Origin of the sequence: Enterobacter sp. GER_MD16_1505_Eko_090 (assembly GCF_003331015.1) — a bacterium.
Classification (GTDB): domain Bacteria; phylum Pseudomonadota; class Gammaproteobacteria; order Enterobacterales; family Enterobacteriaceae; genus Enterobacter; species Enterobacter roggenkampii.
In genome coordinates, this window is record NZ_PUQF01000026.1 from 1 (window position 1) to 24,703 (window position 24,703).

The following is a 24,703-nucleotide window of genomic DNA, read 5'->3' on the forward strand; positions in this document are numbered from 1 at the left end:
CCGGATAGATTCAAGCAAGCCAACTTGTCGTCAAAATCGGTGTTGCAAAAACGGGAGTGACCATAGATTCCGTTTTCCAAACGGCCCTCTATAGTCGCTCGCAGGAACCCGGCGTCGCGTAGTTCCTCTCTTTTCTGCTATCCTGCCCCCGCAATTAAGGGGGCAGCATGCTTAACATCGTTTTATTCGAACCAGAAATTCCGCCGAATACCGGCAATATTATCCGCCTGTGTGCCAACACCGGTTTTCGTCTGCACATTATTGAGCCGATGGGCTTTACGTGGGACGACAAACGCCTGCGTCGCGCAGGGCTGGATTATCATGAATTTACCGCCGTTATTCGCCACCACGATTACGCCGCGTTTCTGGAAGCAGAGCAGCCGCAGCGCATGTTCGCCCTGACCACCAAAGGCACGCCAGCGCACAGCGCCGTAAGCTATCAGGCAGGTGACTATCTGATGTTTGGCCCGGAAACCCGCGGCCTGCCGGCCACGATTCTGGATACCCTGCCCGCTGAGCAGAAAATCCGTATTCCGATGATGCCGGACAGCCGCAGCATGAACCTGTCGAACGCGGTGTCGGTGGTGGTGTATGAAGCATGGCGCCAGCTGGGATATCCGGGCGCCATTCTCAGAAGTTAAATGCCGTCACCATACTCGAAGGTATGGTGAATGCCGTTGAAGTGCTGATCCATATCCATGGACGGCTTATCGCTGTCTGGCTTACCGACGATGCGCGCCGGTACGCCAGCGGCGGTGGTGTGCGGCGGCACCGGCTGGAGCACCACGGAGCCTGCGCCGATCTTCGCGCCGCGTCCGACTTCGATATTGCCGAGGATTTTGGCACCCGCGCCAATCATCACCCCTTCACGAATTTTCGGATGGCGATCGCCGCTGGTTTTCCCGGTACCGCCCAGGGTAACCGACTGCAGGATCGAGACGTCGTCTTCAATCACCGCTGTTTCCCCGACAACGATCCCGGTGGCGTGGTCGAGCATGATCCCGCGGCCAATCTTCGCCGCCGGGTGAATATCAACCTGAAACGTCACGGAAACCTGGTTTTGCAGGAAGATCGCCAGCGCGCGGCGGCCTTCATTCCATAGCCAGTGGCCAATGCGGTACGCCTGCAGGGCGTGAAAGCCTTTCAGGTACAGCAGCGGCGTAGAATATTTATCGACCGCCGGGTCACGGGTGCGCACCGCCTGGATATCACAGGCGGCAGACGCAATCATTTCAGGGTCAGCGGCGTAAGCCTCTTCCACCACCTCACGAATCGCAATCGCGGGCATGATCGAGGACGCCAGCTTGTTGGCGAGCATATAGCTCAGCGCGCTGCCGAGGTTTTCGTGCTTGAGTAGCGTTGCGTGGTAGAAACTGGCCAGCATAGGCTCACAGTCGGCCAGCGCCCGGGCTTCGGCTTTAATGTTATTCCAGACGATATCCAGTTCTTCACACGGCATTGCTTACTCCAGACGATAGTTAATGACCAGCCAGTTCTGCGCTGGCTGGGTCATTCAGGTGACAACGGTTCCGACTAGTTACTGCTGCGCTCGTCCTTGCGCGCACGACCTAATAAGGTCAATGCTGCCTCGCGCGCATTTTTTCCGCAATACAATACCTGATAAATTTCCTCGGTTATTGGCATTTCGACACCGAAACGGTGCGCCAACTCGCGGACTTCTTTGGTATTGCGGTAGCCTTCCACCACCTGGCCAATCTTCTCCTGCGCGTCTTTCACATCGCTGCCCTGTCCGAGCATCATGCCAAAGCGGCGGTTACGAGACTGGTTGTCGGTACAGGTCAGCACCAGATCGCCCAGGCCAGCCATCCCCATAAAGGTGGCCGGATCGGCACCCAGCGCTTCGCCCAGGCGGGACATCTCGGTCAGACCGCGGGTGATCAGCGCCGTACGGGCGTTGGCACCAAAACCAATGCCGTCGGACATCCCGGCGCCAATCGCAATCACGTTCTTCACCGCGCCGCCCAACTGCACGCCGATAAAATCGGGGTTGCTGTAAACGCGGAAGCTCTTGCCGCAGTGCAGCAACTGCTGGAGATCGTCGGAGAAGGCCCGATCGGTGGAGGCCAGTGAAATCGCCGTCGGCAGGCCAGCGGCCAGCTCTTTCGCAAAGGTCGGGCCGGAGATGACCGCCAGCGGGATCGCATCACCCAGCGCTTCGCGGGCAACGTCCTGCAGCAGGCGTCCGGTTTCGGCTTCCAGTCCTTTCGTCGCCCAGACAACGCGCGCATCCGGGCGCATCAGCGGCTTAATCTGACGCAGCACGTCGCCAAAGACATGGCTCGGAACCACAATCAGAATGTTGCGGCTGGCCGCCAGCGCGGTCGCAAGGTCGCTTTCAAGGTGCAGGGTGTCAGGGAACGGAACGTCCGGGAGAAACGCCACGTTACAGCGGTCGCGCTGTAGCGTCGCGATATGTTTTGGGTCGTGGCCCCACAGGACCACATCGTGACCATTTCTTGCCAGCGTGATGGCAAGAGCGGTGCCGTATGAGCCGGCACCGATCACAGTCATTGACGCATTAACAGTGCTCATCAGGCATCCTGATGTTGTTCAGCACCTTCGCCAGCCTGCTGCTGCAGATAGTTCATGAACAGCGCATCAAAGTTAACTGGCGCAAGGTTCAGTTGCGGGAATGTACCGCGAGAAACCAGGCTGGTGATGCATTCACGTGCATACGGGAACAGAATGTTCGGGCAGTACGCACCCAGGCAATGCGCCATCTGGTTGCCTTCGATACCGCCGATGGAGAAGATACCGCCCTGCTGTACTTCACACAGGAAAGCAGTCTCTTCGCCCAGAGAAGCGGTCACGGTCACACGCAGTACGACTTCATACACGTCATCAGCCAGTTGGGTTGATGCGGTATCCAGATCAAGTTTAACCTCTGGCTGCCAGTCTTTCTGGAAAACGTGCGGCGCATTTGGCGCTTCAAAAGAGACATCTTTGGTGTAGATGCGCTGGATCTGGAAAATCATTTCATTATTGCTTTGTTCTGACATGGAAATACCCTTTTTAATTGTCCTAAAGTCTCTTAGCTCAGCAGCGGATCGAGTCCACCACGGGCATCGAGCGCATACAAGTCATCACAGCCGCCAATGTGCTGCGCATCAATAAAAATCTGTGGAACCGTCGTACGACCACTACGTTGGATCATCTCTTCGCGTTTAACCGCGTCACCGTCAATCGGCAGTTCCTGGAACGTGACGCCTTTGCTGTTCAGCAGCGCTTTCGCACGGTGGCAGAACGGGCACGTCGCTTTGGTGTAGATCTCAATATGGGCCATGACTGAACTCCTTATTTACCGCGTACCAAAGGAAGATTTTCCCCGCTCCAGCCGGAAATGCCTTCTTTCAGCACAGATACGTTTTCGAAGCCTGCTTTATGTAGCAGGCTGGCGGATTCCTGCGCCTGCATGCCGGTACCGTCAACAACGATAATCGGCTGGGCTTTATGCTTCTCAAGCTCGCCCACATTGTTCGCTTTGATTTCAGCAGGCAGCAGGTTAATCGCACCTGCAATGTGCCCTTTGCGGAAATCGTCACGCTGACGCAGATCGACCACGACAGCATCTTCTTTGTTAATCAGACGCGTCGCTTCACCACGGGTGATAACCTTAATCTTAGACGTCAGGCTCTTAAATGTGGTGAACAGCACAGCAGCCAGCAGGCCAATCCACGCGATGCTCAGAACCGGATGGCGGCTAACGAATTGCATAATTTCTTGCATGGAGGGTTACTACTCCCGACTTAGTGATTAAAAAAACCAGGACAGGAGTATACCTGTGCGTTCTGGCAAATACAGCCAGCGACCCTAACCTAATCCATTTTCTGCGGCATGCCACCTAAAAAAATGCCTCAAAATGGTCTGGCGAGTACCTTGCCCCTGCGCTTTCTTTGATCTTCTGCGGCTATTTGATCGATTCAGCTGTAGTAAAATTACGCAAATTTTGACTCTTGAGCATGAGGTTGTCGCAATGTCGGTTTCTAAAAAACCTATGGTACTGGTGATTCTGGATGGCTATGGCTACCGTGAAGACAGCCAGGATAACGCTATTTTCAACGCCAAAACCCCGGTCATGGATGCCCTGTGGGCAAAACGTCCGCATACGCTGATTGACGCGTCTGGCCTGGAAGTGGGCCTGCCGGACCGCCAGATGGGCAACTCCGAAGTCGGTCACGTTAACCTGGGCGCCGGGCGTATCGTGTATCAGGACCTGACGCGTCTGGACGTTGAAATCAAAGAACGCACCTTCTTCTCCAACCCAACGTTGTGTGGCGCGGTTGATAAAGCCGTTGCTGCTGGCAAGGCCGTTCACATCATGGGTCTGCTCTCTGCTGGCGGCGTTCACAGCCACGAAGATCACATCATGGCAATGGTTGAACTGGCCGCTGAGCGCGGTGCGGAAAAAATCTATCTGCACGCCTTCCTGGACGGTCGCGACACGCCACCACGCAGTGCGGAAGGCTCCCTGAAAGCCTTCGAAGACAAATTCGCCGCGCTGGGTAAAGGCCGCGTGGCCTCCATCATTGGTCGTTACTACGCCATGGACCGCGACAACCGCTGGGATCGCGTTGAACAGGCCTATGACCTGCTGACCCTGGCAAAAGGGGAATTCCAGTTCGCGACCGCCGTTGAAGCGCTGGAAGCGGCTTATGCACGCGATGAAAACGACGAATTCGTGAAAGCGTCCGTGATTCGCGCGGAAGGCCAGGCCGATGCCGCCATGGAAGACGGCGACGCGCTGATCTTCATGAACTTCCGCGCTGACCGCGCGCGCGAAATCACCCGTGCGTTCGTCAACAGCGACTTCGACGGTTTTGCCCGTAAGAAAGTGGTAAACATCGACTTCATCCAGCTGACCGAATACGCGGCAGACATCAAAGCGCCGTGCGCATACCCACCGGCCTCGCTGGCAAACACCTTCGGCGAGTGGATGGCGAAGAATGACAAAACGCAGCTGCGTATTTCCGAAACGGAAAAATACGCGCACGTGACCTTCTTCTTTAACGGTGGCGTTGAAGAGCCGTTCAAAGGCGAAGAACGTATTCTGATCAACTCCCCGAAAGTCGCCACCTACGATCTGCAGCCAGAAATGAGCTCTGCAGAATTGACTGAAAAATTGGTTGCGGCCATCGAGAGCGGCAAATACGACACCATCATCTGTAACTACCCGAACGGCGACATGGTCGGTCATACCGGGGTGATGGAAGCGGCAGTGAAAGCGGTTGAAGCGCTGGACCACTGCGTTGAGCAGGTGGCGAAAGCGGTTGAATCCGTTGGCGGCCAGCTGCTGATCACCGCGGATCACGGTAACGCTGAACAGATGCGCGACCCGGCGACCGGACAGGCGCACACCGCCCACACCAACCTGCCGGTTCCGCTGATTTATGTGGGTGATAAATCAGTGAAAGCCGTAGAAGGCGGCAAGCTTTCTGACATCGCGCCAACCATGTTGTCGCTGATGGGTATGCCGATCCCTGAAGAGATGACTGGTAAGCCGCTGTTCATCGTGGAATAATCGCTCCCCATGAGGGGAAAGGCGATTTTTTCAATCACATGGGTCGTGAAGCCGCTTAGGTTATCAGTCAGACCTCTGTTTTACGCCAGCGCACTCAGCGCTGGCGTATTGCTGTGCGCCGCATCCGCCCACGCGGATGACCGCGACCAGCTGAAATCCATTCAGGCCGATATCGCCGCCAAAGAGCGTGCGGTACGCCAACAGCAGCAGCAGCGCGCCGCCCTGCTCGCCCAGCTTAAGCAGCAGGAAGAGGCCATCTCCGCTGCCACACGTAAACTCCGTGAAACGCAAAACACCCTTGCCCAGTTGAATAAGCAGATCGACGAGATGAACGCGTCGATTGCCAAACTGGAGCGCCAGCGCGATGCGCAGGAGCGCAACCTTGCCGCACAGCTTGATGCCGCATTCCGCCAGGGTGAACATACCGGACTCCAGCTCATCCTCAGCGGCGAAGAGAGCCAGCGCGGCCAGCGCCTGCAGGCCTACTTTGGCTATCTGAACCAGGCACGTCAGGAGACGATCGCGCAGCTGAAGCAGACGCGCGAAGAGGTTTCCACGCAAAAAGCCGAGCTGGAAGAGAAGCAGAGCCAGCAGCAGACGCTGCTCTACGATCAGCAGGCCCAGCAGGCAAAGCTTGAGCAGGCGCGCAACGAGCGTAAGAAAACCCTGGCCGGTCTCGAGTCCTCGATTCAGGAAGGGCAGAGCCAGCTGAGCGAAATGCGCGCCAACGAATCAAAACTGCGCAACAGCATCGCCCGTGCGGAAGCCGCAGCGAAAGCGCGCGCCGAAAAAGAGGCTCGCGAGGCGCAGGCCGTTCGCGACAAGCAGCAGGAAGCGTCCCGCAAAGGGACCACCTACAAGCCAAGCGAAAGCGAACGTTCCCTGATGTCGCGTACCGGCGGCCTCGGCTCTCCTCGCGGTCAGGCTTTCTGGCCCGTTCGCGGTTCAATTCTGCATCGCTATGGCGAACAGCTGCAGGGTGAGCTACGTTGGAAAGGGATCGTTATCGGTGCGTCTGAAGGTAGCGAAGTGAAAGCCATCGCCGATGGCCGCGTGATTCTGGCCGACTGGCTGCAGGGTTACGGGCTTGTGGTAGTGGTCGAGCACGGTAAAGGCGACATGAGTCTTTACGGCTACAACCAGAGCGCGCTGGTCAGCGTCGGCACGCAGGTGCGCGCCGGACAACCCATCGCCCTTGTGGGCAGCAGTGGCGGTCAGGGCCGCCCGTCACTCTATTTCGAAATTCGTCGTCAGGGTCAGGCGGTCAATCCACAGCCGTGGTTGGGAAGATAAGTTTTGCTTCAATTTCGTCGAATCGTTTTCTCCGTCGTCAGCGCGCTGGCGCTGGCTGCACCGGTATACGCCGGTAAGCTCGCTATCGTGATTGATGACTTCGGTTATCGCCCACATTATGAAAACCAGGTGCTGGCGATGCCGTCGGCCATCTCCGTTGCCGTCCTGCCGAATGCCCCCCACGCGCGTGAGATGGCGACCAAAGCCCACAGCAGCGGGCATCAGGTTCTCATCCACCTGCCTATGGCCCCGCTCAGCAAGCAGCCGCTGGAAAAAGATACCCTGCGCCCGGATATGAGCAGCGAGGAGATTGAGCGCATCATCCGAGACGCCTACAACAAGGTGCCGTATGCCGTAGGGCTGAACAACCATATGGGCAGCGCGATGACCTCCAGCCTGTACGGGATGCTAAAAGTGATGCAGGCGCTGGAGCGTTACAATCTCTACTTCCTCGACAGCATGACCATCGGCAACAGCCAGGCGATGCGCGCCGCTCAGGGAACGGGCGTAAAGGTGATTAAGCGCAAGGTGTTCCTGGATGATACCCAGAACGAAGCCGATATTCGCGTGCAGTTTAATCGCGCGGTACAGCTGGCCCGCCGCAATGGTTCGGCCATTGCCATCGGTCACCCCCACCCGTCTACCGTCCGCGTCCTGCAGCAAATGCTGCCGACCTTACCTTCCGATATCACGCTGGTGCGCCCGAGCGATCTGCTGAATGAGCCGCAGGTGGATACCACTACGCCGAATTCTGCGCAGCCCACCCCGACGGCGCCGCGTAATCCGTTCCGCGGCGTGAAGCGCTGCGTACCGAAGCAGCCGCTAGAACCGGTCTACGCGACCCGCTTCTTCTCTGTCATCGGAGACAGCATCAGTAACAGTACGCTGGTGAAATACGTCCAGCAGCAGTGGCAGGGATGGGGTAAGAAAGCCTGACGATAATAAGCCACCGTCATGGTGGCTTTTTTCTCACTTTAGTTCGAAAGTGCCATCAAGGATCAGGCTATATATTGTCGGCTGGCCGTTGTTTGAAGTACGGTAAGACCCTTTATAAGACAATTTATATATGCCTATAGGGTCTTCCATAACTTGTTTTTGTAGTTCAAGTGAGAAATGCTCATTCATACTATTTTTTAGTAAAAAACGATTTTCACCGAGCACAGGTTGAGATAAAATAATTTCTCTTGAGTGGCTATCATTTTCAAAATAATAAGAAAAGATATAATCCATTAAAAAATAGTCTATGATTTTATCATGCTTTTGCCAGTATTCTAAAAGCACATTCATTACATTACCGATTAAATAGCCATTTTTCTCGGAAACCAAAAAATAAGTTGTCCAGAAACCGTTGCTAATACTCCCAGAGCAATCTGCTGGAGTGAAACGCAAAGAACAAAATGAGTAATTGGCAAGGTAGGAAGGTAAATCATGAGCCATAAATATGGTAGAGTCAAGCCATACACCGCCATATTCATACAATAAACAGCAACGTAATAAATCAGAGAAGTGAGCTTTACCGATCAATTCAGAATTATATTTCTCAATAATCACACCAGGTAGTGTGATATAATCCGAAAAATTATCTTCAGTAATAATTATAATCTCATATCCATTTGAGTGTTTATAAACAGAGTCGACACAGCGTTTAACTAACTCAGGCGCGTTATCCAGCCCCTGGAACCAGCAGATCCAGATAATGTTTGATTGCATCGGTTCCGATGTGTGCGAATCGTCAGGTTGAACCTTGAGATCATCAATAATGCTAAAAATCGCTTCTTTTTTCTTCCGCTCAAAATGGCAAGCAGCACGCTGAAAAAGAGAAAAACCCGTTTTTTTGTGCCAGCGCCGGGTTTTCTTGATGAGCTTATTCGTTGCATTCAGATTCATCATTTCACCTAATTAAATTCAGAATAGCTCTTTTAGCGTACGGCGAAACAGTTTCATTTTTAATTTAGCGTCTTTTTTACGCCCGCGTAATAAGCAATTCATGCGCGATGATGTAAAGCCACGAAACGACATAAGTTGGAATAAATTATTGCTGCGGGTCACTTCAGACATGTGCCGACGGTATTTAAAATAGAGTTTCCGATACGCATTGTATTTTTTAACCTGCGACGTAATACGATCGCTCCCGTGTTCAGCATCCACCATCGCAGTACTGAAACTGTATTTGATTCCTGGACCATACTTCAGAATTAATTTAATCCACACATCGCGATCTTGCTGCTGTTTAATTTCAGGGGAAAATCCGCCTACGCCTAACAGTTTTTCTTTTGTGGTCAATACCTGATTGCCAACCACGTTTTCACACAGAATATCCTGCAGCTCAATGATTCGTTTGTCATCAGTTTCCGGATAGGTACGGTGGGTTTTGTCCAACCTGGCGGGCGTGTCCGTCACGAAAGCATACTTATCATCATACCGCTCAGCGAGCTTCGTCAAACGCTCTGGCAGGAAATAATCGTCGTCATCAAGCCCCGTTACAAACACGCCGTGCGAAAGCGCATAGCCCCGGTTACGGCTGAAGTTAGAACCGCTGTTCTTTTCGTTACGCTCGTAGATGAAATGTACAAAGCGCGCCTCACACTCAGCGCGCATACGCTCGATAAGTTGAGGGGTTTTCTCATTGGAGCAGTCATCAACAATAACCAATTCTACTGCGGGATATGTCTGAGCAATAACTGAACGAATTGCGCGTTCCAGCAACGCCTCTCTGTTGTAGGTGGTGATGATGACTGAAATCAGTTCGTTCATGGGGTACTCGTCTGGTAAAAGGTATTTCTCCCTCGGAAGAATACCTTTTTCCCGAGGGAGAATCAAAACGGTTACTTAATGACAGTACGATGTTTGTTTTGTTCCAGGAAAACAATCGACATTATCAGCGTCAACATCCACGCAACAGGAGTTGTTTTAGAATAGAACATCACACCACCTACGCCGAACATAACAATCGAAACCAGGAACGCGAAAAGTATAATACTTTTACGTTTACGTAATGCATACCAGCCAAGCGATATCACAAACAGAATATAAAGAAGAACGCCTGAAGGTCCTTTCACTGAAAGCGTTTCGACGATTTCATTATGAAGATGACCGCGGATGTGATCCAGCGCGCCTGACAAGCTTGGGTCTTTATTAACCTCGGCAATTATCTTTGCGTTTCGCTCATCTGTCGACTGCCATAAATAATTATTTTTAGACGCAGCTAATCCCGTTTTCCACATAGCAAAACGAGCCCCAACAGAAGTGGCACTGTTCGCTTTATCATAGGAAACAATGTCATTGTTAAAGTCGTTATAACGCTTTATCAGGCTGTCTTTCATCATAAATGCACCAGCCAGCAACGCGATCAGGAAAACCGCAACTCCCTTCCATGGGATATGCTTTTCCTTGTAGAACTTCACCACCAGCAATGCGAAGAAAATAATCGGATAGGTCAGAATGGCTGCTCGAGTTTCTGTCGCCACCAGTACCAGGAAAGTGATAAAAAAATGCCCGAGTACAAACAACTCTTTCCATCTACTTAAACTGTGCTGAAGAACCAGAATCGTGTAGAAGGAAATAAATGCAATGGTATAAGCGGCCCCTGTCGCATCCGCCCCACCGGCAAGGGAAAGCGTAACTCTTTGGTTTCCAAGAAAAATATTTTGATATCCTGCATAGACAATAATCATCACCTGCAGCGTGATGACCAGCAACATATGGATTTTATTACTGCCGATTTTGAATTGCTCTCTGCTCACAAGCATGAAGATGGAGAATGCCCCGAAAAGGCAGATTTTCCCGACTTCAAGATAGGCGCGATAAGAGTTGATCGCCTCACTATCAACCTTATACATTCGGTACCAGGCCAAATCGCAAATTCCAATAGCCAGCAGGACCAGACAAAGCCAGAATGCATCGTTCTTTCTGGAATTTTTAATATCCAATAAGAAAATAACGAATGCTGTTACACCCGCCAGGCCCAAAATTTTGGCGGATAAATTAGGTGAAACAACGACGCAACCAAAAGCTAAAGCACACATTCCGAAGAGTAGCTGCAGCAATACAAACTGGACCTTATCTCGTTCTACATTAATCATCATTATTCCATTTACTATAAAGGAAAAACAGGCTAGCACACTGAAAAAACAAGTTTATCACACCTGTGTTAACGAATATTACGCCAGTCAAAGGACTTCCCGGTCGTATCCAGCACGGTTACGTTTTTATTATAACCGGCAAGCCATGATTGTACAGACAGGGCAGGTTCTCCCTGACGATGGATCCCAAGCCATAGCTCAGCCAGCGTATTAATATCATCAGCAGACCAGACAGTTTTATAATCTCCGGTATACTGCTTATCGGAATCCACCTGATGTCCGTACCAGATAAACACAGGGATATGCAGAGCCTCTCGTGGAGGATTAACATTTCCGTGCGAATACGCAACCGCACGCTTCGGATCTCGGACCAGGCCATGATCGGAAAAATACATAACTGATGAGCGCGAGTCTTCGAGCAAGCTAAAGACCTTACCCATCAACATATCCGTGTATCGCACCGAATTGTCATAACAATCATCAGCTTCATTATCACCCTGCAGCACCGCCTGGCTGGCAGGGAAGCGTCGACAGGACGGTTCGTGACTTCCATACAAATGCAGAACAATCAGTTTCTTGCCCGGCGTTTTTAACGCATTCCGCAACAGCGGCAGAAGGTCTTCGTCGTAGCCCCCGTCAATCCACTCATGCTGTTTCGTGTTCAGGGCAATTCCGGTAATGACGTTATTATGCGCCCCTCCTTTACCCTGACGACTAAACCAGTACGTATCATATCCCGCTTTGTTAGCGATATTGATGACGTTATCGCCATACTTACGAGGATCTCGTGCATTCACAGTATCGGCGGTCAACGCCAGCGGAACCGCCATAATCGTGACCGGAGCAGGCGTTACAGCATTACGGAACAATAATAGCTGCGATTTTTGCTTCTCCAGCTCCGGTGTCGTATCTCGAGGATAACCATAGATACCCATATTTGCCGTGCGCTCAGACTCACCAATAATCAATACATAGTTTTCGATGCCAGTATCGGATAGCGTGATTTTATAATCAGGAATGTTATTACCGATATTGGCCACCACGGCATTATCTTCGATGGCCTGCATAAAGACTTTAGACGTGCTGACAGGTGTTGCCTGAACCACGCGCTGCGCCAGGCTTTCTACGCTGCTTTTCCTGAGTTGATGCTGCAAGGCCTGACCATAAAAACTCAGCAGCGTGACGGCAAGCGCAATGGCGGGCCAGCGACGAAAACGCGGCGCGACAGGCCATATCCCGGTATTGGCGGTAAAAATGAAAAACGCCGAGAGGGCGATAAAAATCAGGCAATCGCGCCAATACAAACCGAGCATCGAACTTGCTTCACCCGGTGTCGTATTAAGTACGCTTAGCGCAAACCCATAGCTAAACGCAGAATTGAAATTACTCCAGGCATATAACTGTAAAGTGATGTCTGCCGCGACTGGAATTAATAAAATAATCGCAAGTACATTTCTGAATATTTTATTGTTTATACATTTTAACGACAGCAATATCAGTGCGAAAACCAGCATACGGTTAATTACCGCATTATATTTAGCATGTATAATATTAACGCCAATGACTATTAGCAGGGAAATAAAGAAAGTTAAGAAAGCGGTAAATCGCGAAGGTGTCTCAACCAACTTCTGTGGAAATAGTGTGGACATAATGACCTAATTAGCCTGGCAGAATCTTTCCTGACGCAATCATTTTAACTACTTGAATGAACGTGTGGAGAAGACGGAATGGAGAAAATTTCGCCAAAAGTTAACAAGTAACCTCTGGAAAGTCAAACCGCTAAGAAAGAGCGCTGGCACCCGAAAAAGTGGTGCCAGCAGGCAGATTTAATCCCAGCTCAGAATCACTTTCCCTGACTGGCCGGAACGCATCGCGTCGAAGCCCTGCTGGAACTCATCGATGGAGAAACGGTGAGTGATAATCGGGGACAGATCCAGGCCGGACTGAATCAACGCCGCCATCTTGTACCAGGTCTCAAACATCTCACGACCATAGATACCCTTGATGAACAGCCCCTTGAAGATCACTTTGTTCCAGTCGATGGACATATCCGACGGCGGGATACCCAACATCGCGATACGGCCACCGTGGTTCATGGTGTCGAGCATGGTGCGGAACGCCGGTGGGGCGCCGGACATCTCCAGACCCACGTCAAAGCCCTCGGTCATGCCCAGCTCTTCCATCACGTCGGTCAGGCTCTCTTTCGAGACATCCACCGCGCGGGTGACGCCCATTTTGCGCGCCAGCGACAGGCGGTATTCGTTTACGTCGGTGATCACGACGTTGCGCGCACCTACATGCTTCGCCACGGCTGCCGCCATAATGCCGATGGGGCCCGCGCCGGAGACCAGCACGTCTTCACCGACCAGATCGAAGGAGAGCGCCGTGTGCACGGCGTTACCGAACGGATCGAAAATGGAGGCCAGATCGTCAGAAATATTGTCCGGGATTTTGAAGGCGTTAAAGGCCGGGATCACCAGATATTCCGCGAAGCAGCCCGGACGGTTCACGCCCACGCCGATGGTATTGCGGCACAGGTGCGTACGCCCACCGCGGCAGTTACGGCAGTGGCCGCAGGTAATGTGACCTTCACCGGAGACGCGGTCGCCGATTTTGAAGCCTTTCACTTCCTGGCCGATACCCACCACTTCACCGACATATTCGTGACCGACAACCATCGGTACAGGAATGGTTTTCTGCGACCACTGGTCCCAGTTGTAGATGTGAACGTCAGTACCGCAGATAGCCGTTTTACGAATTTTGATCAGCAGATCGTTATGACCGACTTCCGGTTCCGGCACGTCGGTCATCCAAATCCCTTCTTCCGCTTTCAGTTTGGATAACGCTTTCATCACACGTCCTCAGGCAATGACGCCCAGCTGTTTACCGATGCGGGTAAAGGCTTCCACCGCACGTTCAATTTGTTCAGGCGTATGCGCCGCAGACATCTGGGTGCGGATACGCGCCTGACCTTTTGGCACCACCGGGAAGAAGAACCCGGTGACGTAAATCCCTTCTTTCTGCAGTTCGCGGGCAAAGTTCTGCGCCACGACCGCATCACCCAGCATCACCGGAATGATCGCGTGGTCAGCACCGGCCAGGGTGAACCCTGCTGCGCTCATTTTTTCACGGAACAGACTCGCGTTGGACCACAGGCGGTCGCGCAGTTCAGCGCCGGACGCCACCATCTCCAGCACTTTGATGGAGGCGGCAACAATCGCCGGTGCCAGGGAGTTGGAGAACAGATACGGACGCGAGCGCTGGCGCAGCCACTCCACTACCTCTTTACGCGCAGCGGTATAGCCGCCGGATGCGCCACCGAGCGCTTTGCCCAGCGTGCCGGTGATGATGTCCACGCGGCCCATCACATCGCAGTATTCGTGGGAACCACGGCCGTTTTCGCCGACAAAGCCGACCGCGTGAGAGTCATCGACCATTACCAGCGCGTCGTATTTATCCGCCAGGTCGCACACGCCCTTCAGGTTGGCGATCACGCCGTCCATCGAGAACACGCCGTCGGTGGCGATCAGCACATGACGAGCCCCCGCTTCACGGGCCTCTTTCAGGCGCGCTTCCAGCTCGACCATGTCGTTGTTGGCGTAGCGGAAGCGCTTCGCTTTGCACAGACGCACGCCGTCAATGATGGACGCATGGTTCAGGGCGTCGGAGATAATGGCATCTTCTGCGCCGAGCAGGGTCTCGAACAGGCCGCCGTTGGCGTCAAAGCAGGAGGAGTAGAGAATCGCGTCTTCCATTCCGAGGAAGTTCGCCAGCTTTTGCTCAAGCTGCTTGTGGCTGTCCTGGGTACCGCAGATAAAGCGTACTGAGGCCATACCAAAACCGTGAGTATCCATGCCGTTTTTTGCCGCGGCAATCAGCTCAGGGTGATTCGCAAGACCTAAGTAGTTGTTCGCACAAAAGTTGATCACATGGCTGCCGTCGGCAACGGTGATGTCCGCCTGCTGTGCAGACGTGATAATACGCTCTTCCTTGAACAACCCTTCCGCACGTGCGGTCTCGAGGTCGCTGTTTAACTGTTTGTAAAAATCACCACGCATTGCAATTCTCCAGACTCGGCAAATTTCGGGACATATTACCCAAACCTATAGTTCATGACGAGATGACACGTCATCTCTTGTCGTTTTTGCAGCATAAATCACGTGTACCCTTGCGCTATGTCGGTGAATGGCTGAAGGGCAGCCATACTAATGATATGATAGAAACATTAGCGTCCGGGATTGTCCCCGGGCTCCACACTTCAAAGGTTACAGTTATGATCATCGTTACCGGCGGCGCAGGCTTTATCGGCAGCAATATTGTTAAGGCTCTCAATGACAAAGGCATCACCGACATCCTGGTGGTTGACAACCTGAAAGACGGCACCAAGTTCGTTAACCTGGTGGATCTGAACATCGCTGACTACATGGATAAAGAAGACTTCCTTATCCAGATTATGGCAGGTGAAGAGTTCGGCGAGATCGAAGCCATCTTCCACGAAGGTGCGTGTTCTTCCACCACCGAGTGGGACGGCAAGTACATGATGGAAAACAACTATCAGTATTCCAAAGAGATCCTGCATTACTGCCTGGAGCGTGAAATTCCGTTCCTGTATGCCTCTTCTGCCGCCACTTACGGCGGGCGCACCTCGGACTTCATCGAGTCCCGCGAATATGAGCAGCCGCTGAACGTCTACGGCTACTCCAAATTCCTGTTCGACGAATATGTGCGTCAGGTTCTGCCAGAAGCGAACTCGCAGATCGTCGGCTTCCGCTACTTCAACGTCTACGGACCGCGCGAAGGCCACAAAGGCAGCATGGCGAGCGTGGCGTTCCACCTGAACACCCAGCTGAATAACGGTGAAAGTCCAAAACTCTTCGAAGGCAGCGACGGCTTCAAGCGCGACTTCGTTTACGTGGGCGACGTGGCGGCCGTAAACCTGTGGTTCTGGGAAAACGGCGTGTCCGGCATCTTCAACCTGGGTACCGGCCGCGCAGAGTCCTTCCAGGCGGTGGCTGACGCCACGCTGGCGTACCACAAAAAAGGCAGCATCGAGTACATTCCGTTCCCGGACAAGCTGAAAGGCCGCTATCAGGCGTTCACCCAGGCTGACCTGACTAACCTGCGCGCAGCGGGTTATGACAAACCGTTCAAAACCGTTGCCGAAGGCGTAACGGAGTATATGGCCTGGCTGAACCGCGACGCGTAAGTATGAAGATTCTGGTGATCGGCCCGTCATGGGTGGGCGACATGATGATGTCGCAAAGTCTCTATCGCACGCTCAAGGCGCGCTATCCCCAGGCGATAATCGACGTGATGGCGCCCGCGTGGTGCCGTCCGCTGTTATCGCGTATGCCGGAAGTGAATGAAGCGATCCCGATGCCGCTCGGCCACGGGGCGCTGGAAATTGGCGAACGCCGCAAGCTCGGCCATAGCCTGCGCGAGAAGCGGTATGACCGCGCGTATGTTCTGCCCAACTCCTTTAAATCTGCCCTGGTGCCCTTCTTTGCGGGCATTCCGCATCGCACCGGCTGGCGCGGCGAAATGCGCTACGGCCTGCTGAACGATGCGCGCGTGCTGGATAAAGCGGCCTGGCCATTAATGGTGGAGCGCTACGTGGCGCTGGCCTATGACAAAGGCGTGATGCGCAGCGCGAAAGACCTGCCGCAGCCGCTGCTCTGGCCCCAGCTTCAGGTTAACGACGGTGAAAAATCCCAGACCTGCAGCGCGTTTGGCCTTTCGGCTGAACGTCCGATGATTGGCTTCTGCCCTGGCGCCGAGTTCGGCCCGGCAAAACGCTGGCCGCACTACCACTATGCAGAGCTGGCGAAACAGCTGATCGACGAAGGCTACCAGATTGTCCTGTTCGGTTCGGCAAAAGACCACGAGGCGGGCAACGAAATTCTCGCGACGCTCAGTAATGAACAGCAGGCCTGGTGCCGCAACCTGGCGGGAGAAACGCAGCTTGAGCAGGCGGTTATCCTGATTGCTGCCTGCCACGCTGTGGTTACCAACGATTCAGGCCTGATGCACGTCGCCGCTGCGCTCAACCGTCCGCTGGTGGCGCTGTATGGGCCAAGCAGCCCGGACTTTACGCCTCCGCTTTCCCATAAAGCGCGCGTTATTCGCCTGATCACCGGCTACCACAAGGTGCGCAAAGGCGATGCCGCTGAAGGTTATCATCAGAGCCTGATCGACATTACCCCGCAGCGCGTTCTTGAAGAGCTTAACGAACTGCTGTTGAGCGAAGAAGGATAACGAATGCGGGTACTGATCGTTAAAACCTCGTCGATGGGCGATGTTCTGCACACGCTGCCGTCACTGACGGATGCCATGCAGGCCGTACCGGGTATTCGTTTTGACTGGGTGGTGGAAGAGGGCTTCGCGCAGATCCCCACCTGGCATGAAGCGGTCGACCGCGTGATCCCGGTGGCGATTCGCCGCTGGCGGAAAGCGTGGTTCTCTGCCCCGATTAAAGCCGAACGCAAAACCTTCCGCGAAGCGGTACAGGTGCTGCATTATGATGCCATCATCGACGCGCAGGGGCTGGTCAAAAGCGCCGCGCTGGTGACGCGACTGGCGCGCGGCGTAAAGCACGGCATGGACTGGCACAGCGCCCGAGAACCGCTGGCGAGCCTGTTTTATAACCGCCGCCATCACATCGCAAAGCAACAGCACGCGGTGGAACGTACCCGAGAGCTGTTTGCCAAAAGCCTGGGCTACGCGAAACCGGAAACCCAGGGCGACTATGCGATTTCCCGGCATTTCCTGCACACCTCATCGCAGAAAAGCGATCCTTATCTGATTTTCCTTCACGCAACAACCCGCGATGACAAGCACTGGCCGGAAGCGCACTGGCGCGAACTGATCGGCCTGCTGGCAAACGCGGGGCTGCGTATCAAACTCCCGTGGGGCGCACCGCACGAAGAGGCACGGGCCAAACGTCTGGCAGAAGGGTTTGATTACGTGGACGTTCTGCCGCGCATGAAGCTGGATGGCGTCGCTCAGGCGCTGGCAGGCGCTACGGCTGTGGTCTCCGTGGATACGGGACTCAGCCACCTGACGGCGGCGCTGGACCGTCCTAATATTACGCTTTACGGCCCAACGGACCCGGGCCTGATCGGCGGCTATGGAAAAAATCAATATATCTGCCGCCAGGAACACTCATCGCAGCTGAGCGATCTCAGCGCCGCTGCGGTATTTGCGCAATTAGAGCCTTTGCTGGCAGCAGAGAGAGCCTATGTCTGATTTTTTCTCAGCGGAGCGCCCGCCAAAGCGCGTGCTGATTATTAAGCTTCGTCACCACGGTGACGTTTTGCTTACCTCGCCGGTTTTTACCGTGCTGAAAAAGAACTGGCCGAACGTGGAAGTCGATGCGCTGGTTTATGACGATACCCAGGCGATGCTGACCAGCCACCCGCATATCGACCAGGTGCACACTATTGGGCGCAACTGGCGCAAGAAGGGCTGGTTTGAACAATTCCGCCTCTACCGCGCCCTGCTGATCACCCTGAAAGGCCGTCAGTATGACGTGCTGATTAACCTGACCGAACACTGGCACGGCGCGCGTCTGGCGCGTCGCCTGAAACCGCGCGTCTCCGTCGGCTTTAAGCCGGATAAGCGCGGTGGCCTGGCGCGTCGCCGTTGGGTGAAATCGTTCACCACGCTCTATCCGGCGATTCAGGACAACAGCCGTCATATGGTGGAGGTTAATCTGGATGCCCTGCGCCGGATCGGCATTCATCCGCAGTCCGATGAAGACAAACATACGCTTTTTGTGCCCGGTGACGCGGCAGAAGCCTCTGTGGCCGAAAAACTGGCCGGGTTTGGGCTCACGAGTAAATCCTACATTCTGGTTCACCCGACCTCGCGCTGGATGTTTAAGGCCTGGGATATCAAAAAGCTGGCAGCGACCATTGATAACCTGGCGGCGCGCGGCCAGCCGATCGTCCTCTCCGCCGCACCGTCAAAAGAAGAGAAGGCCTATATGGACGCGCTGCGCGCAGCCCTCACCCAGCCGGTCTTTGATTTAAGCGGTCAGCTGAACCTGAAAGAGCTGGGAGCGCTCATGAAGCACGCCCGGGTGTACTTCGGCGTGGATTCCATGCCAATGCATCTTGCGAGCGCCGTCGGTACGCCAACCGTCGCCATCTTTGGCCCTACCGGCGCCATCAAATGGGCGCCGTGGGGGGTAAATTATCGTGTGATTGTGGCCGGGTTTACCTGCCAGCCGTGCGGCAAAGCGGGCTGCGGAGACAGCGGTGTCTCTGACTGCATCACGGCCATCACCCCGCAGCAGGTGCTGAGCGCCATTGATACGATGCTTCTGGAAACGGAAACCCCTGCATGAAGCTGGCTATTGTCCGACAGACCTACAACCCCAACGGTGGCGCAGAGCGTTTTGTCTCACGTGCGCTAAACGTGCTGGCGCAGGATACCTCCCTTGATGTCACGCTGATTGCTCGCCAGTGGGAGGATGCCGCAGGCTGGAAAACGCTGACGGTCAATCCGCCGTTTCGCAATCGCATCGCGCGTGAATCCGGTTTTGCCCTCGAAGCCGCCGCGCATTTTGCGCAGTTTGATATTGTGCAAAGCCACGAACGCATACCGGGAGCCACCATCTTCCGGGCAGGCGACGGTGTTCACGCCACCTGGCTTGAGCAATATGGCCGCATTCTGTCGCCGCTGGCGCGCTGGGCGCAATCTCTGAGCCGCTATCACCGCTACATTCTGCAGGCCGAGGCGCAGATGTTTACCCATCCGCAGCTGCGCAAGGTGATCTGTAATTCGAAGATGGTGCGCGATGATATCGTGCGTCGCTTCGGGCTGCCGGACGACAAGCTGACGGTGATCTACAACGGCGTGGACACCGTTCAGTTTAGCCCTGAGGTCCGCGCCCTTTCGCAGCGTGATGCCCTGGGTATTCCTCCTGACGCACCGGTGCTGGCGTATGTTGGGTCAGGCTTCAGCCGTAAAGGCGTCGCCACCGCGCTGCGCGCCATTGTGGCGCATCCTGACGTCTGGCTGCTGATTGCCGGCCGCGATAAACATGCGCGGAAGTTCGAAAAGCTGGCGCAGGCGCTGGGGATTTCCTCACGAGTGAAGTTCCTGGGCCCCGTTGCCAACGTGCGTGAAGTCTATGGCACGGCGGATGCCCTTATCCTGCCGACGCTCTACGATCCCTTCCCGAACGTCTGCGTGGAAGCGCTGGCCTGTGGTTTGCCGCTGCTTACCAGCCACGGCTGCGGCGCGGCGGAGTGGATAACCGAGGGTCAAAACGGCTGGGTGCGCGACGCGCTGGACAGCGAAGGCTACCAGCAGGCCATCTCGCTGTGGCTGAAAGGCCGTGAACAGGGTGTCGATTACTTCGCCGCTGCGCGTGCAACCGCCGAGCCCTTCACCCTGGACAGAATGGCGAAAGAGTTACAGGCGCTTTATCGCGATTTGCTGCGCTGAGCGGCATCGGAGAAGACTTTCTCCATCGCGTCCAGCATACATTCGCGGGTAAAGTGCGTGCTCAGGTAGTCATATCCCTGTTGCGCGAGCGTCTCGCGAAGGACTGAGTCGTCATAGAGTTTCATTATGGCATCGTGCAGCGCGTTTTCGTCGCGCTGCGCGACCAGCACTCCCGTCTGCCCGTTAATCACCGCATCTCCCGTTCCACCCGCATCCGTCGCAATGGTGGCAATACGGGTGGCTAACGATTGCAGCACGCCCTGCGGAACACCTTCCATATCGTGCGAAGGGCTGAGCGCAATATCAAAGGCCGGGAACCAGCGTTCCGGATCGGATTGATGTCCCGCCATGACTACGCGGTGCTGTAACCCCTGGGCGGTGATTTCCTGTTCCAGCGTCGCTTTGTGCGGACCTTCGCCGACAATCGCCAGCTTGATGTGTGGATTGTCGATTTTCGCCAGGGCGCGCAGCAGTACGCTATGGCCTTTGTTCGGGCGCAAATGCGATACCACGCCCAGCCAGAAATCGTCCTGCGACAAACCACAATGAACCCGGGCCTGGTGCTTATCTCCCGGATGGAAACGCTGTGTATCGACACCGCTTGGCACCGACGTACTCTGAGACATCGGCACGCCAATATCTGCCATCTGATGGCGCAGCGCCTCGCCGGTGGTCACGATATGCGCGCAGGCCGTGCGGAAGAGCCAGCGGGTCGTCCAGTTGTTGCGCGGTACGCCGGACGCATGACGGGTTCTCACCAGTGGTACAGGGTTGGACAGCGTCAGATTCGCCAGCGCCACCAGCCAGGTATCGGCAGAGTTATGGCTGTTGATGACGTCAATCGAGTGACGGTTATCCTTCATCCAGCGACGCAGCACCTGCAGGTTTTTAAGGTTCTTACGCTTCAACGGCATCGTGACCACCGTCAAACCGGCATTGCGTGCCAGCGCGTGGAGCGGCGCAGTTTCCGGACAAAGGAGAGTCACCTGATGGCCACGCTGAATCATCCCAAGCGATTCGTTGATAATGCGCAGAGGCTGCCCGCCTTTGCCGCCGTCTGCTTCAGTGTGAACAATATGCATATATTTCCTGTTAAAAATCTCGCCCGCGTGACGCTAATTTTCCACCTGAAACGATCTTTGTCCCTCCAGGCATATGTTTTTAGTATCCACCAGATATAATACAGCGCGAATGGTACCACCATATTGGGTGGCCTGCCCTGAACACAACGGAGAAAGCATGTCCGACAAACCTTTATTGAGCCTCGTGGTCGCCGTTTATAACGGTGAAAAATTCCTCAATGCATTTTTCGACAGCATTAAAGCTCAACATTTGGACAGTCTGGAACTGGTCGTTGTGAACGACGGGTCAAGCGACAGCTCCTCCACCATCATTGCGCAGTACGCCAGCGAATTCCCCTTCTACAAAGTTATCGATCAGGCCAATCAGGGCGTGTCGGCCGCGCGTAATACCGGCCTGGCGGTGGCAACGGGCGAATACGTCGCCTTCCCGGACATCGACGACGTGATTTATCCGGGCATGTACCCGCGCCTGCTTGAGATGGCCAAAAAGAACGATCTTGATGTCGCGACCTGCAACGGTACCTATATCTACGACGACGGACGCCCGTCGAAAAAGATCTTCCCGTCCGACAAGCTGCAGTCCACCGACGTGCTGGACGGCCCAACCTGGCTTCAGCGCGCGCTTTCATCACGAAAGTTCCTGCACGTGACCTGGCTCAATATCTACCGTCATGCTTTCATCAAGGAGCAGGGCTTCACCTTTGAACACGGTCTGCGCCACCAGGATATCCCCTGGACCACTGAAGTGCTGCTGACCGCCAAACGCGTGCAGTACACCGACGAAACCTTTTACGATTACCTGATCCACTCGGCCTCGGTGTCGCACACGCCGGGAACGGACGACACGCGAATGCGCAACGCCCGCCACTACATGAAAATCCTCGAAATGCTGGATGCAATCAACCAGCGTTACCCGGATGCGGTGCGCCATGTGCCGGCCTGCCAGTGGCAGATTGCCAAAGAGGGTCTGGGCATTCTTCACGCCATTAACAACATCGGCGATCAGAGCAAAAAGCGTGAAATCATCCGCGAGCTGTTTGACCGCGGGATCTGGTCGCTAATCTGGAAAAACGCCCGTGGGCTGCGCCAGCACTGGCGCCTGGGACGCCGTTATTTCCGTCTGAAACGGTATCTGGCATAAGAGATAGCTTTACCTGGCTCAAATGCTTAGAATTTGCCCGCCGAAACTAAAAAAACGGATAATCGCTTGGAATTGTTGTATACCGCCCTGCTCTACATTATTCAGCCACTGGTGTGGCTGAGACTGTTGCTTCGTAGCCGGAAAGCGCCTGCGTACCGTAAACGCTGGGCTGAACGCTATGGCTTCTGCCGCAATAAAGTCGCACCGGACGGTATTTTGCTGCATTCCGTTTCTGTCGGTGAAACGCTGGCGGCGATCCCGCTGGTTCGCGCCCTGCGTCACCGCTACCCGTCGCTGCCGATTACCGTCACGACGATGACGCCAACCGGCTCGGAGCGCGCGTTATCCGCTTTCGGCAAAGACGTTCATCACGTCTATCTCCCTTACGATCTCCCCTGCGCCATGAATCGTTTCCTGAATACCGTTCGCCCGAAGCTGGTGATTGTGATGGAAACCGAACTGTGGCCGAACATGATCTCCGCCCTGCATGCCCGTAAAATTCCGCTGGTGATTGCCAACGCGCGCCTGTCAGAGCGCTCGGCGAAAGGTTACGGCAAGCTGGGTAAATTTATGCGCCGCCTGCTGAGCAAGATCACCCTGATTGCCGCGCAGAATGAAGAAGATGCGGCACGCTTTATCTCTCTGGGCCTCAAACGCAACCAGCTTGCGGTGACGGGCAGTCTGAAATTTGATATTTCGGTTACCCCTGAACTCGCCGCCCGCGCCATCACGCTTCGCCGCCAGTGGGCCCCGCGTCGTCAGGTCTGGATTGCGACCAGTACCCATGACGGTGAAGAAGAGATCATCCTGCAGGCGCACCGCAAGCTGCTGGAAAGCTTCCCTGATTTACTGCTGATCCTCGTGCCCCGCCATCCGGAACGTTTTAAAGATGCCCGTGAAATGGTTCAGAAAGCCGGTTTCAGCTTCACGCTGCGCAGCAGCGGGGAGATCCCGTCTGGCAGCACCCAGGTGGTGATTGGCGATACGATGGGCGAGCTGATGCTGCTGTACGGCATTGCTGACCTCGCGTTTGTCGGCGGCAGCCTGGTGGAGCGCGGCGGCCATAACCCGCTCGAGCCGGCAGCCCACGCGATTCCGGTGCTGATGGGGCCACATACGTTTAACTTCAAAGATATCTGCGCGAAATTACAGCAGGCCGATGGTTTAATTACCGTGACCGATGCGGACTCCGTAGTTAAAGAGGTCTCAACCCTTCTGACTGACGAAGATTATCGCCTGTGGTACGGGCGACATGCGGTCGAAGTGCTGCACCAGAACCAGGGTGCCCTGACCCGTCTGCTGCAACTTCTGCAACCTTACCTGCCCCAGCGGAGCCACTGATGTCAACGCGTCTGTCGGTCGTGATGATCGCCAAAAACGCCGCCGACCTGCTTCCGGACTGCCTGGCGTCGGTTGCCTGGGCTGACGAGATAGTCGTTCTTGATTCCGGAAGTACGGACAACACGGTGGACGTTGCCCGGGCAGCGGGCGCAAAAGTCTTTATCGATACTGACTGGCAAGGCTATGGCCTCCAGCGCCAGCGCGCGCAGGGGTTTGCCACCGGAGATTATGTCCTGATGCTCGATACTGACGAGCGCATCACGCCGGAGCTTCAGCAGGCCATACAGGCGGTGCTTTCCTCACCTCAACCTGGTGCTGTATACAGCATTGCCCGCCGCAACTACTTCCTTGGCCGTTTTATGCGCCACAGCGGCTGGTATCCTGACCGCGTGACGCGCCTCTACGAGCGCGAGCGGTATCAGTACAACGACAATCTGGTGCATGAATCTCTGGCCTGCGACAATGCCCAGGTCATCCCCCTGACGGGCGATTTGCTGCACCTGACCTGCCGCGATTTCGCAAGCTTCCAGCGCAAACAGCTCAACTATGCCACCGCATGGGCGCGGGAGCGTCACCAGCGCGGCAAGAAGGCCTCGCTGACCGGAATCTTCACCCACACGCTGGGCGCGTTCCTGAAAACGCTGCTGCTGCGTGGTGGCGTGCTGGACGGTAAGCAGGGCTGGTTACTCGCGGTAGTCAATGCCCAGTATACTTTTAACAAATACACCGAGCTGTGGGCGCTCTGCCGCGGCTACTCAGAGAAAACGTGAGC

Annotated in this window: 24 protein-coding genes; 12 read left to right on the forward strand and 12 right to left on the reverse strand. The window is 54.8% G+C overall.

From position 1 onward, the window contains the following. Positions 1-167: 167 nt before the first annotated feature. Positions 168-641 carry a tRNA (uridine(34)/cytosine(34)/5-carboxymethylaminomethyluridine(34)-2'-O)-methyltransferase TrmL gene (gene trmL / locus C6A40_RS22320; RefSeq protein WP_045337132.1) on the forward strand — a complete coding sequence of 158 codons (474 nt, stop codon included), beginning with the start codon at positions 168-170 and terminating at the stop codon, positions 639-641. On the opposite strand, the gene cysE is transcribed toward trmL, so the two are convergent. The 5 genes from cysE to C6A40_RS22345 all read right to left on the reverse strand — a co-directional run bounded on the left by cysE (position 638) and on the right by C6A40_RS22345 (position 3,747). Beyond that, on the reverse strand, positions 638-1,459 hold the full coding sequence (cysE, locus tag C6A40_RS22325; RefSeq protein ID WP_008502718.1) for a serine O-acetyltransferase: 822 nt from the start codon (positions 1,457-1,459) through the stop codon (positions 638-640). The genes trmL and cysE overlap by 4 nt on opposite strands. 74 nt (positions 1,460-1,533) lie before the next feature. Then, positions 1,534-2,553: an NAD(P)H-dependent glycerol-3-phosphate dehydrogenase gene (gpsA, locus tag C6A40_RS22330; RefSeq protein WP_008502717.1), complete on the reverse strand. Its 1,020-nt coding sequence runs from the start codon at positions 2,551-2,553 to the stop codon at positions 1,534-1,536. After that, positions 2,553-3,020 carry a protein-export chaperone SecB gene (secB, locus tag C6A40_RS22335; protein WP_008502716.1) on the reverse strand — a complete coding sequence of 156 codons (468 nt, stop codon included), beginning with the start codon at positions 3,018-3,020 and terminating at the stop codon, positions 2,553-2,555. Before secB ends, gpsA begins: the two co-directional genes overlap by 1 nt. Positions 3,021-3,052: 32 nt before the next feature. Continuing rightward, complete coding sequence (gene grxC / locus C6A40_RS22340) at positions 3,053-3,304, reverse strand: glutaredoxin 3 (RefSeq protein ID WP_045328557.1); 252 nt, start codon at positions 3,302-3,304, stop codon at positions 3,053-3,055. A gap of 11 nt (positions 3,305-3,315) precedes the next feature. Beyond that, positions 3,316-3,747 carry a rhodanese-like domain-containing protein gene (locus tag C6A40_RS22345; RefSeq protein ID WP_008502714.1) on the reverse strand — a complete coding sequence of 144 codons (432 nt, stop codon included), beginning with the start codon at positions 3,745-3,747 and terminating at the stop codon, positions 3,316-3,318. Positions 3,748-3,994: 247 nt separating this feature from the next. Here C6A40_RS22345 and gpmM point away from each other — a divergent pair, with 247 nt between their 5' ends. The 3 genes from gpmM to C6A40_RS22360 are packed head-to-tail and all read left to right on the forward strand — an operon-like array spanning position 3,995 to position 7,768. Continuing rightward, on the forward strand, positions 3,995-5,539 hold the full coding sequence (gpmM, locus tag C6A40_RS22350) for a 2,3-bisphosphoglycerate-independent phosphoglycerate mutase (RefSeq protein WP_023294812.1): 1,545 nt from the start codon (positions 3,995-3,997) through the stop codon (positions 5,537-5,539). 33 nt (positions 5,540-5,572) lie between these two features. Continuing rightward, positions 5,573-6,832, forward strand: a complete 1,260-nt coding sequence (gene envC, locus C6A40_RS22355; protein WP_025910576.1) for a murein hydrolase activator EnvC — start codon at positions 5,573-5,575, stop codon at positions 6,830-6,832. A 3-nt stretch (positions 6,833-6,835) separates the two neighbouring features. Further along, a complete protein-coding gene (locus C6A40_RS22360) occupies positions 6,836-7,768 on the forward strand; it encodes a divergent polysaccharide deacetylase family protein (protein ID WP_045337134.1) in 933 nt (310 codons plus the stop codon). A gap of 33 nt (positions 7,769-7,801) precedes the next feature. Here the strand turns inward: C6A40_RS22360 and C6A40_RS22365 are convergent, their stop codons facing one another. The 6 genes from C6A40_RS22365 to kbl form a co-directional block, all read right to left on the reverse strand. Continuing rightward, the gene (locus C6A40_RS22365) at positions 7,802-8,722 is read right to left on the reverse strand and encodes a capsular polysaccharide synthesis protein (RefSeq protein ID WP_224162538.1); all 921 of its coding nucleotides are present in this window, start codon (positions 8,720-8,722) and stop codon (positions 7,802-7,804) included. A gap of 15 nt (positions 8,723-8,737) precedes the next feature. Next, entirely contained in the window at positions 8,738-9,586 is an 849-nt protein-coding gene (locus C6A40_RS22370) for a glycosyltransferase (RefSeq protein ID WP_045337136.1), read from the reverse strand. 71 nt (positions 9,587-9,657) lie between these two features. Then, positions 9,658-10,917: an O-antigen ligase family protein gene (locus tag C6A40_RS22375; protein WP_307729161.1), complete on the reverse strand. Its 1,260-nt coding sequence runs from the start codon at positions 10,915-10,917 to the stop codon at positions 9,658-9,660. Between the two features lie 65 nt (positions 10,918-10,982). Further along, the gene (locus C6A40_RS22380; RefSeq protein ID WP_045337140.1) at positions 10,983-12,563 is read right to left on the reverse strand and encodes a phosphoethanolamine transferase; all 1,581 of its coding nucleotides are present in this window, start codon (positions 12,561-12,563) and stop codon (positions 10,983-10,985) included. A gap of 177 nt (positions 12,564-12,740) precedes the next feature. Then, positions 12,741-13,766 (reverse strand): L-threonine 3-dehydrogenase, encoded by a 1,026-nt coding sequence (gene tdh, locus C6A40_RS22385; protein WP_021242426.1) that lies wholly within the window; start codon positions 13,764-13,766, stop codon positions 12,741-12,743. Positions 13,767-13,775: 9 nt separating this feature from the next. Further along, the gene (kbl, locus tag C6A40_RS22390) at positions 13,776-14,972 is read right to left on the reverse strand and encodes a glycine C-acetyltransferase (RefSeq protein WP_045337142.1); all 1,197 of its coding nucleotides are present in this window, start codon (positions 14,970-14,972) and stop codon (positions 13,776-13,778) included. A gap of 215 nt (positions 14,973-15,187) precedes the next feature. On the opposite strand from kbl, the gene rfaD reads away from it, so the two are divergent. The 5 genes from rfaD to C6A40_RS22415 are packed head-to-tail and all read left to right on the forward strand — an operon-like array spanning position 15,188 to position 20,367. Beyond that, positions 15,188-16,120: an ADP-glyceromanno-heptose 6-epimerase gene (gene rfaD, locus C6A40_RS22395; RefSeq protein WP_023294808.1), complete on the forward strand. Its 933-nt coding sequence runs from the start codon at positions 15,188-15,190 to the stop codon at positions 16,118-16,120. Between the two features lie 2 nt (positions 16,121-16,122). Beyond that, entirely contained in the window at positions 16,123-17,169 is a 1,047-nt protein-coding gene (rfaF, locus tag C6A40_RS22400) for an ADP-heptose--LPS heptosyltransferase RfaF (protein ID WP_008502706.1), read from the forward strand. Between the two features lie 3 nt (positions 17,170-17,172). Then, positions 17,173-18,159 carry a lipopolysaccharide heptosyltransferase RfaC gene (gene rfaC, locus C6A40_RS22405; RefSeq protein WP_045337144.1) on the forward strand — a complete coding sequence of 329 codons (987 nt, stop codon included), beginning with the start codon at positions 17,173-17,175 and terminating at the stop codon, positions 18,157-18,159. Then, positions 18,152-19,261 (forward strand): putative lipopolysaccharide heptosyltransferase III, encoded by a 1,110-nt coding sequence (gene rfaQ, locus C6A40_RS22410; RefSeq protein WP_045337146.1) that lies wholly within the window; start codon positions 18,152-18,154, stop codon positions 19,259-19,261. Before rfaC ends, rfaQ begins: the two co-directional genes overlap by 8 nt. Further along, complete coding sequence (locus C6A40_RS22415) at positions 19,258-20,367, forward strand: glycosyltransferase family 4 protein (protein WP_045337148.1); 1,110 nt, start codon at positions 19,258-19,260, stop codon at positions 20,365-20,367. The genes rfaQ and C6A40_RS22415 overlap by 4 nt, the downstream gene beginning before the upstream one ends. On the opposite strand, the gene C6A40_RS22420 is transcribed toward C6A40_RS22415, so the two are convergent. Further along, positions 20,346-21,449, reverse strand: coding sequence for a glycosyltransferase family 4 protein (locus C6A40_RS22420; RefSeq protein ID WP_021242420.1), 1,104 nt, complete (start codon positions 21,447-21,449; stop codon positions 20,346-20,348). The two genes, C6A40_RS22415 and C6A40_RS22420, sit on opposite strands and share 22 nt — an antisense overlap. Before the next feature lie 157 nt (positions 21,450-21,606). Here C6A40_RS22420 and C6A40_RS22425 point away from each other — a divergent pair, with 157 nt between their 5' ends. The 3 genes from C6A40_RS22425 (at position 21,607) to C6A40_RS22435 (ending at position 24,701) form a co-directional block, all read left to right on the forward strand. Further along, entirely contained in the window at positions 21,607-22,590 is a 984-nt protein-coding gene (locus tag C6A40_RS22425) for a glycosyltransferase (protein ID WP_025910598.1), read from the forward strand. 66 nt (positions 22,591-22,656) lie between these two features. Continuing rightward, positions 22,657-23,931, forward strand: a complete 1,275-nt coding sequence (gene waaA, locus C6A40_RS22430; protein WP_023294798.1) for a lipid IV(A) 3-deoxy-D-manno-octulosonic acid transferase — start codon at positions 22,657-22,659, stop codon at positions 23,929-23,931. Next, the gene (locus C6A40_RS22435) at positions 23,931-24,701 is read left to right on the forward strand and encodes a glycosyltransferase family 2 protein (RefSeq protein ID WP_045337151.1); all 771 of its coding nucleotides are present in this window, start codon (positions 23,931-23,933) and stop codon (positions 24,699-24,701) included. Before waaA ends, C6A40_RS22435 begins: the two co-directional genes overlap by 1 nt. Positions 24,702-24,703 lie beyond the last annotated feature (2 nt).

Coding starts and splice junctions, on each gene's coding strand:
- trmL (WP_045337132.1), top strand. CDS start 168: ATGCTTAACATCGTTTTATTCGAACCAGAAATTCCGCCGAATACCGGC.
- C6A40_RS22425 (WP_025910598.1), top strand. CDS start 21,607: ATGTCCGACAAACCTTTATTGAGCCTCGTGGTCGCCGTTTATAACGGT.
- gpsA (WP_008502717.1), bottom strand. CDS start 2,553: ATGAGCACTGTTAATGCGTCAATGACTGTGATCGGTGCCGGCTCATAC.
- tdh (WP_021242426.1), bottom strand. CDS start 13,766: ATGAAAGCGTTATCCAAACTGAAAGCGGAAGAAGGGATTTGGATGACC.
- grxC (WP_045328557.1), bottom strand. CDS start 3,304: ATGGCCCATATTGAGATCTACACCAAAGCGACGTGCCCGTTCTGCCAC.
- rfaC (WP_045337144.1), top strand. CDS start 17,173: ATGCGGGTACTGATCGTTAAAACCTCGTCGATGGGCGATGTTCTGCAC.
- rfaQ (WP_045337146.1), top strand. CDS start 18,152: ATGTCTGATTTTTTCTCAGCGGAGCGCCCGCCAAAGCGCGTGCTGATT.
- C6A40_RS22365 (WP_224162538.1), bottom strand. CDS start 8,722: ATGATGAATCTGAATGCAACGAATAAGCTCATCAAGAAAACCCGGCGC.
- C6A40_RS22420 (WP_021242420.1), bottom strand. CDS start 21,449: ATGCATATTGTTCACACTGAAGCAGACGGCGGCAAAGGCGGGCAGCCT.
- C6A40_RS22370 (WP_045337136.1), bottom strand. CDS start 9,586: ATGAACGAACTGATTTCAGTCATCATCACCACCTACAACAGAGAGGCG.
- C6A40_RS22435 (WP_045337151.1), top strand. CDS start 23,931: ATGTCAACGCGTCTGTCGGTCGTGATGATCGCCAAAAACGCCGCCGAC.
- kbl (WP_045337142.1), bottom strand. CDS start 14,972: ATGCGTGGTGATTTTTACAAACAGTTAAACAGCGACCTCGAGACCGCA.
- rfaF (WP_008502706.1), top strand. CDS start 16,123: ATGAAGATTCTGGTGATCGGCCCGTCATGGGTGGGCGACATGATGATG.
- rfaD (WP_023294808.1), top strand. CDS start 15,188: ATGATCATCGTTACCGGCGGCGCAGGCTTTATCGGCAGCAATATTGTT.
- secB (WP_008502716.1), bottom strand. CDS start 3,020: ATGTCAGAACAAAGCAATAATGAAATGATTTTCCAGATCCAGCGCATC.
- C6A40_RS22380 (WP_045337140.1), bottom strand. CDS start 12,563: ATGTCCACACTATTTCCACAGAAGTTGGTTGAGACACCTTCGCGATTT.
- C6A40_RS22415 (WP_045337148.1), top strand. CDS start 19,258: ATGAAGCTGGCTATTGTCCGACAGACCTACAACCCCAACGGTGGCGCA.
- C6A40_RS22375 (WP_307729161.1), bottom strand. CDS start 10,917: ATGATGATTAATGTAGAACGAGATAAGGTCCAGTTTGTATTGCTGCAG.
- C6A40_RS22345 (WP_008502714.1), bottom strand. CDS start 3,747: ATGCAAGAAATTATGCAATTCGTTAGCCGCCATCCGGTTCTGAGCATC.
- cysE (WP_008502718.1), bottom strand. CDS start 1,459: ATGCCGTGTGAAGAACTGGATATCGTCTGGAATAACATTAAAGCCGAA.
- gpmM (WP_023294812.1), top strand. CDS start 3,995: ATGTCGGTTTCTAAAAAACCTATGGTACTGGTGATTCTGGATGGCTAT.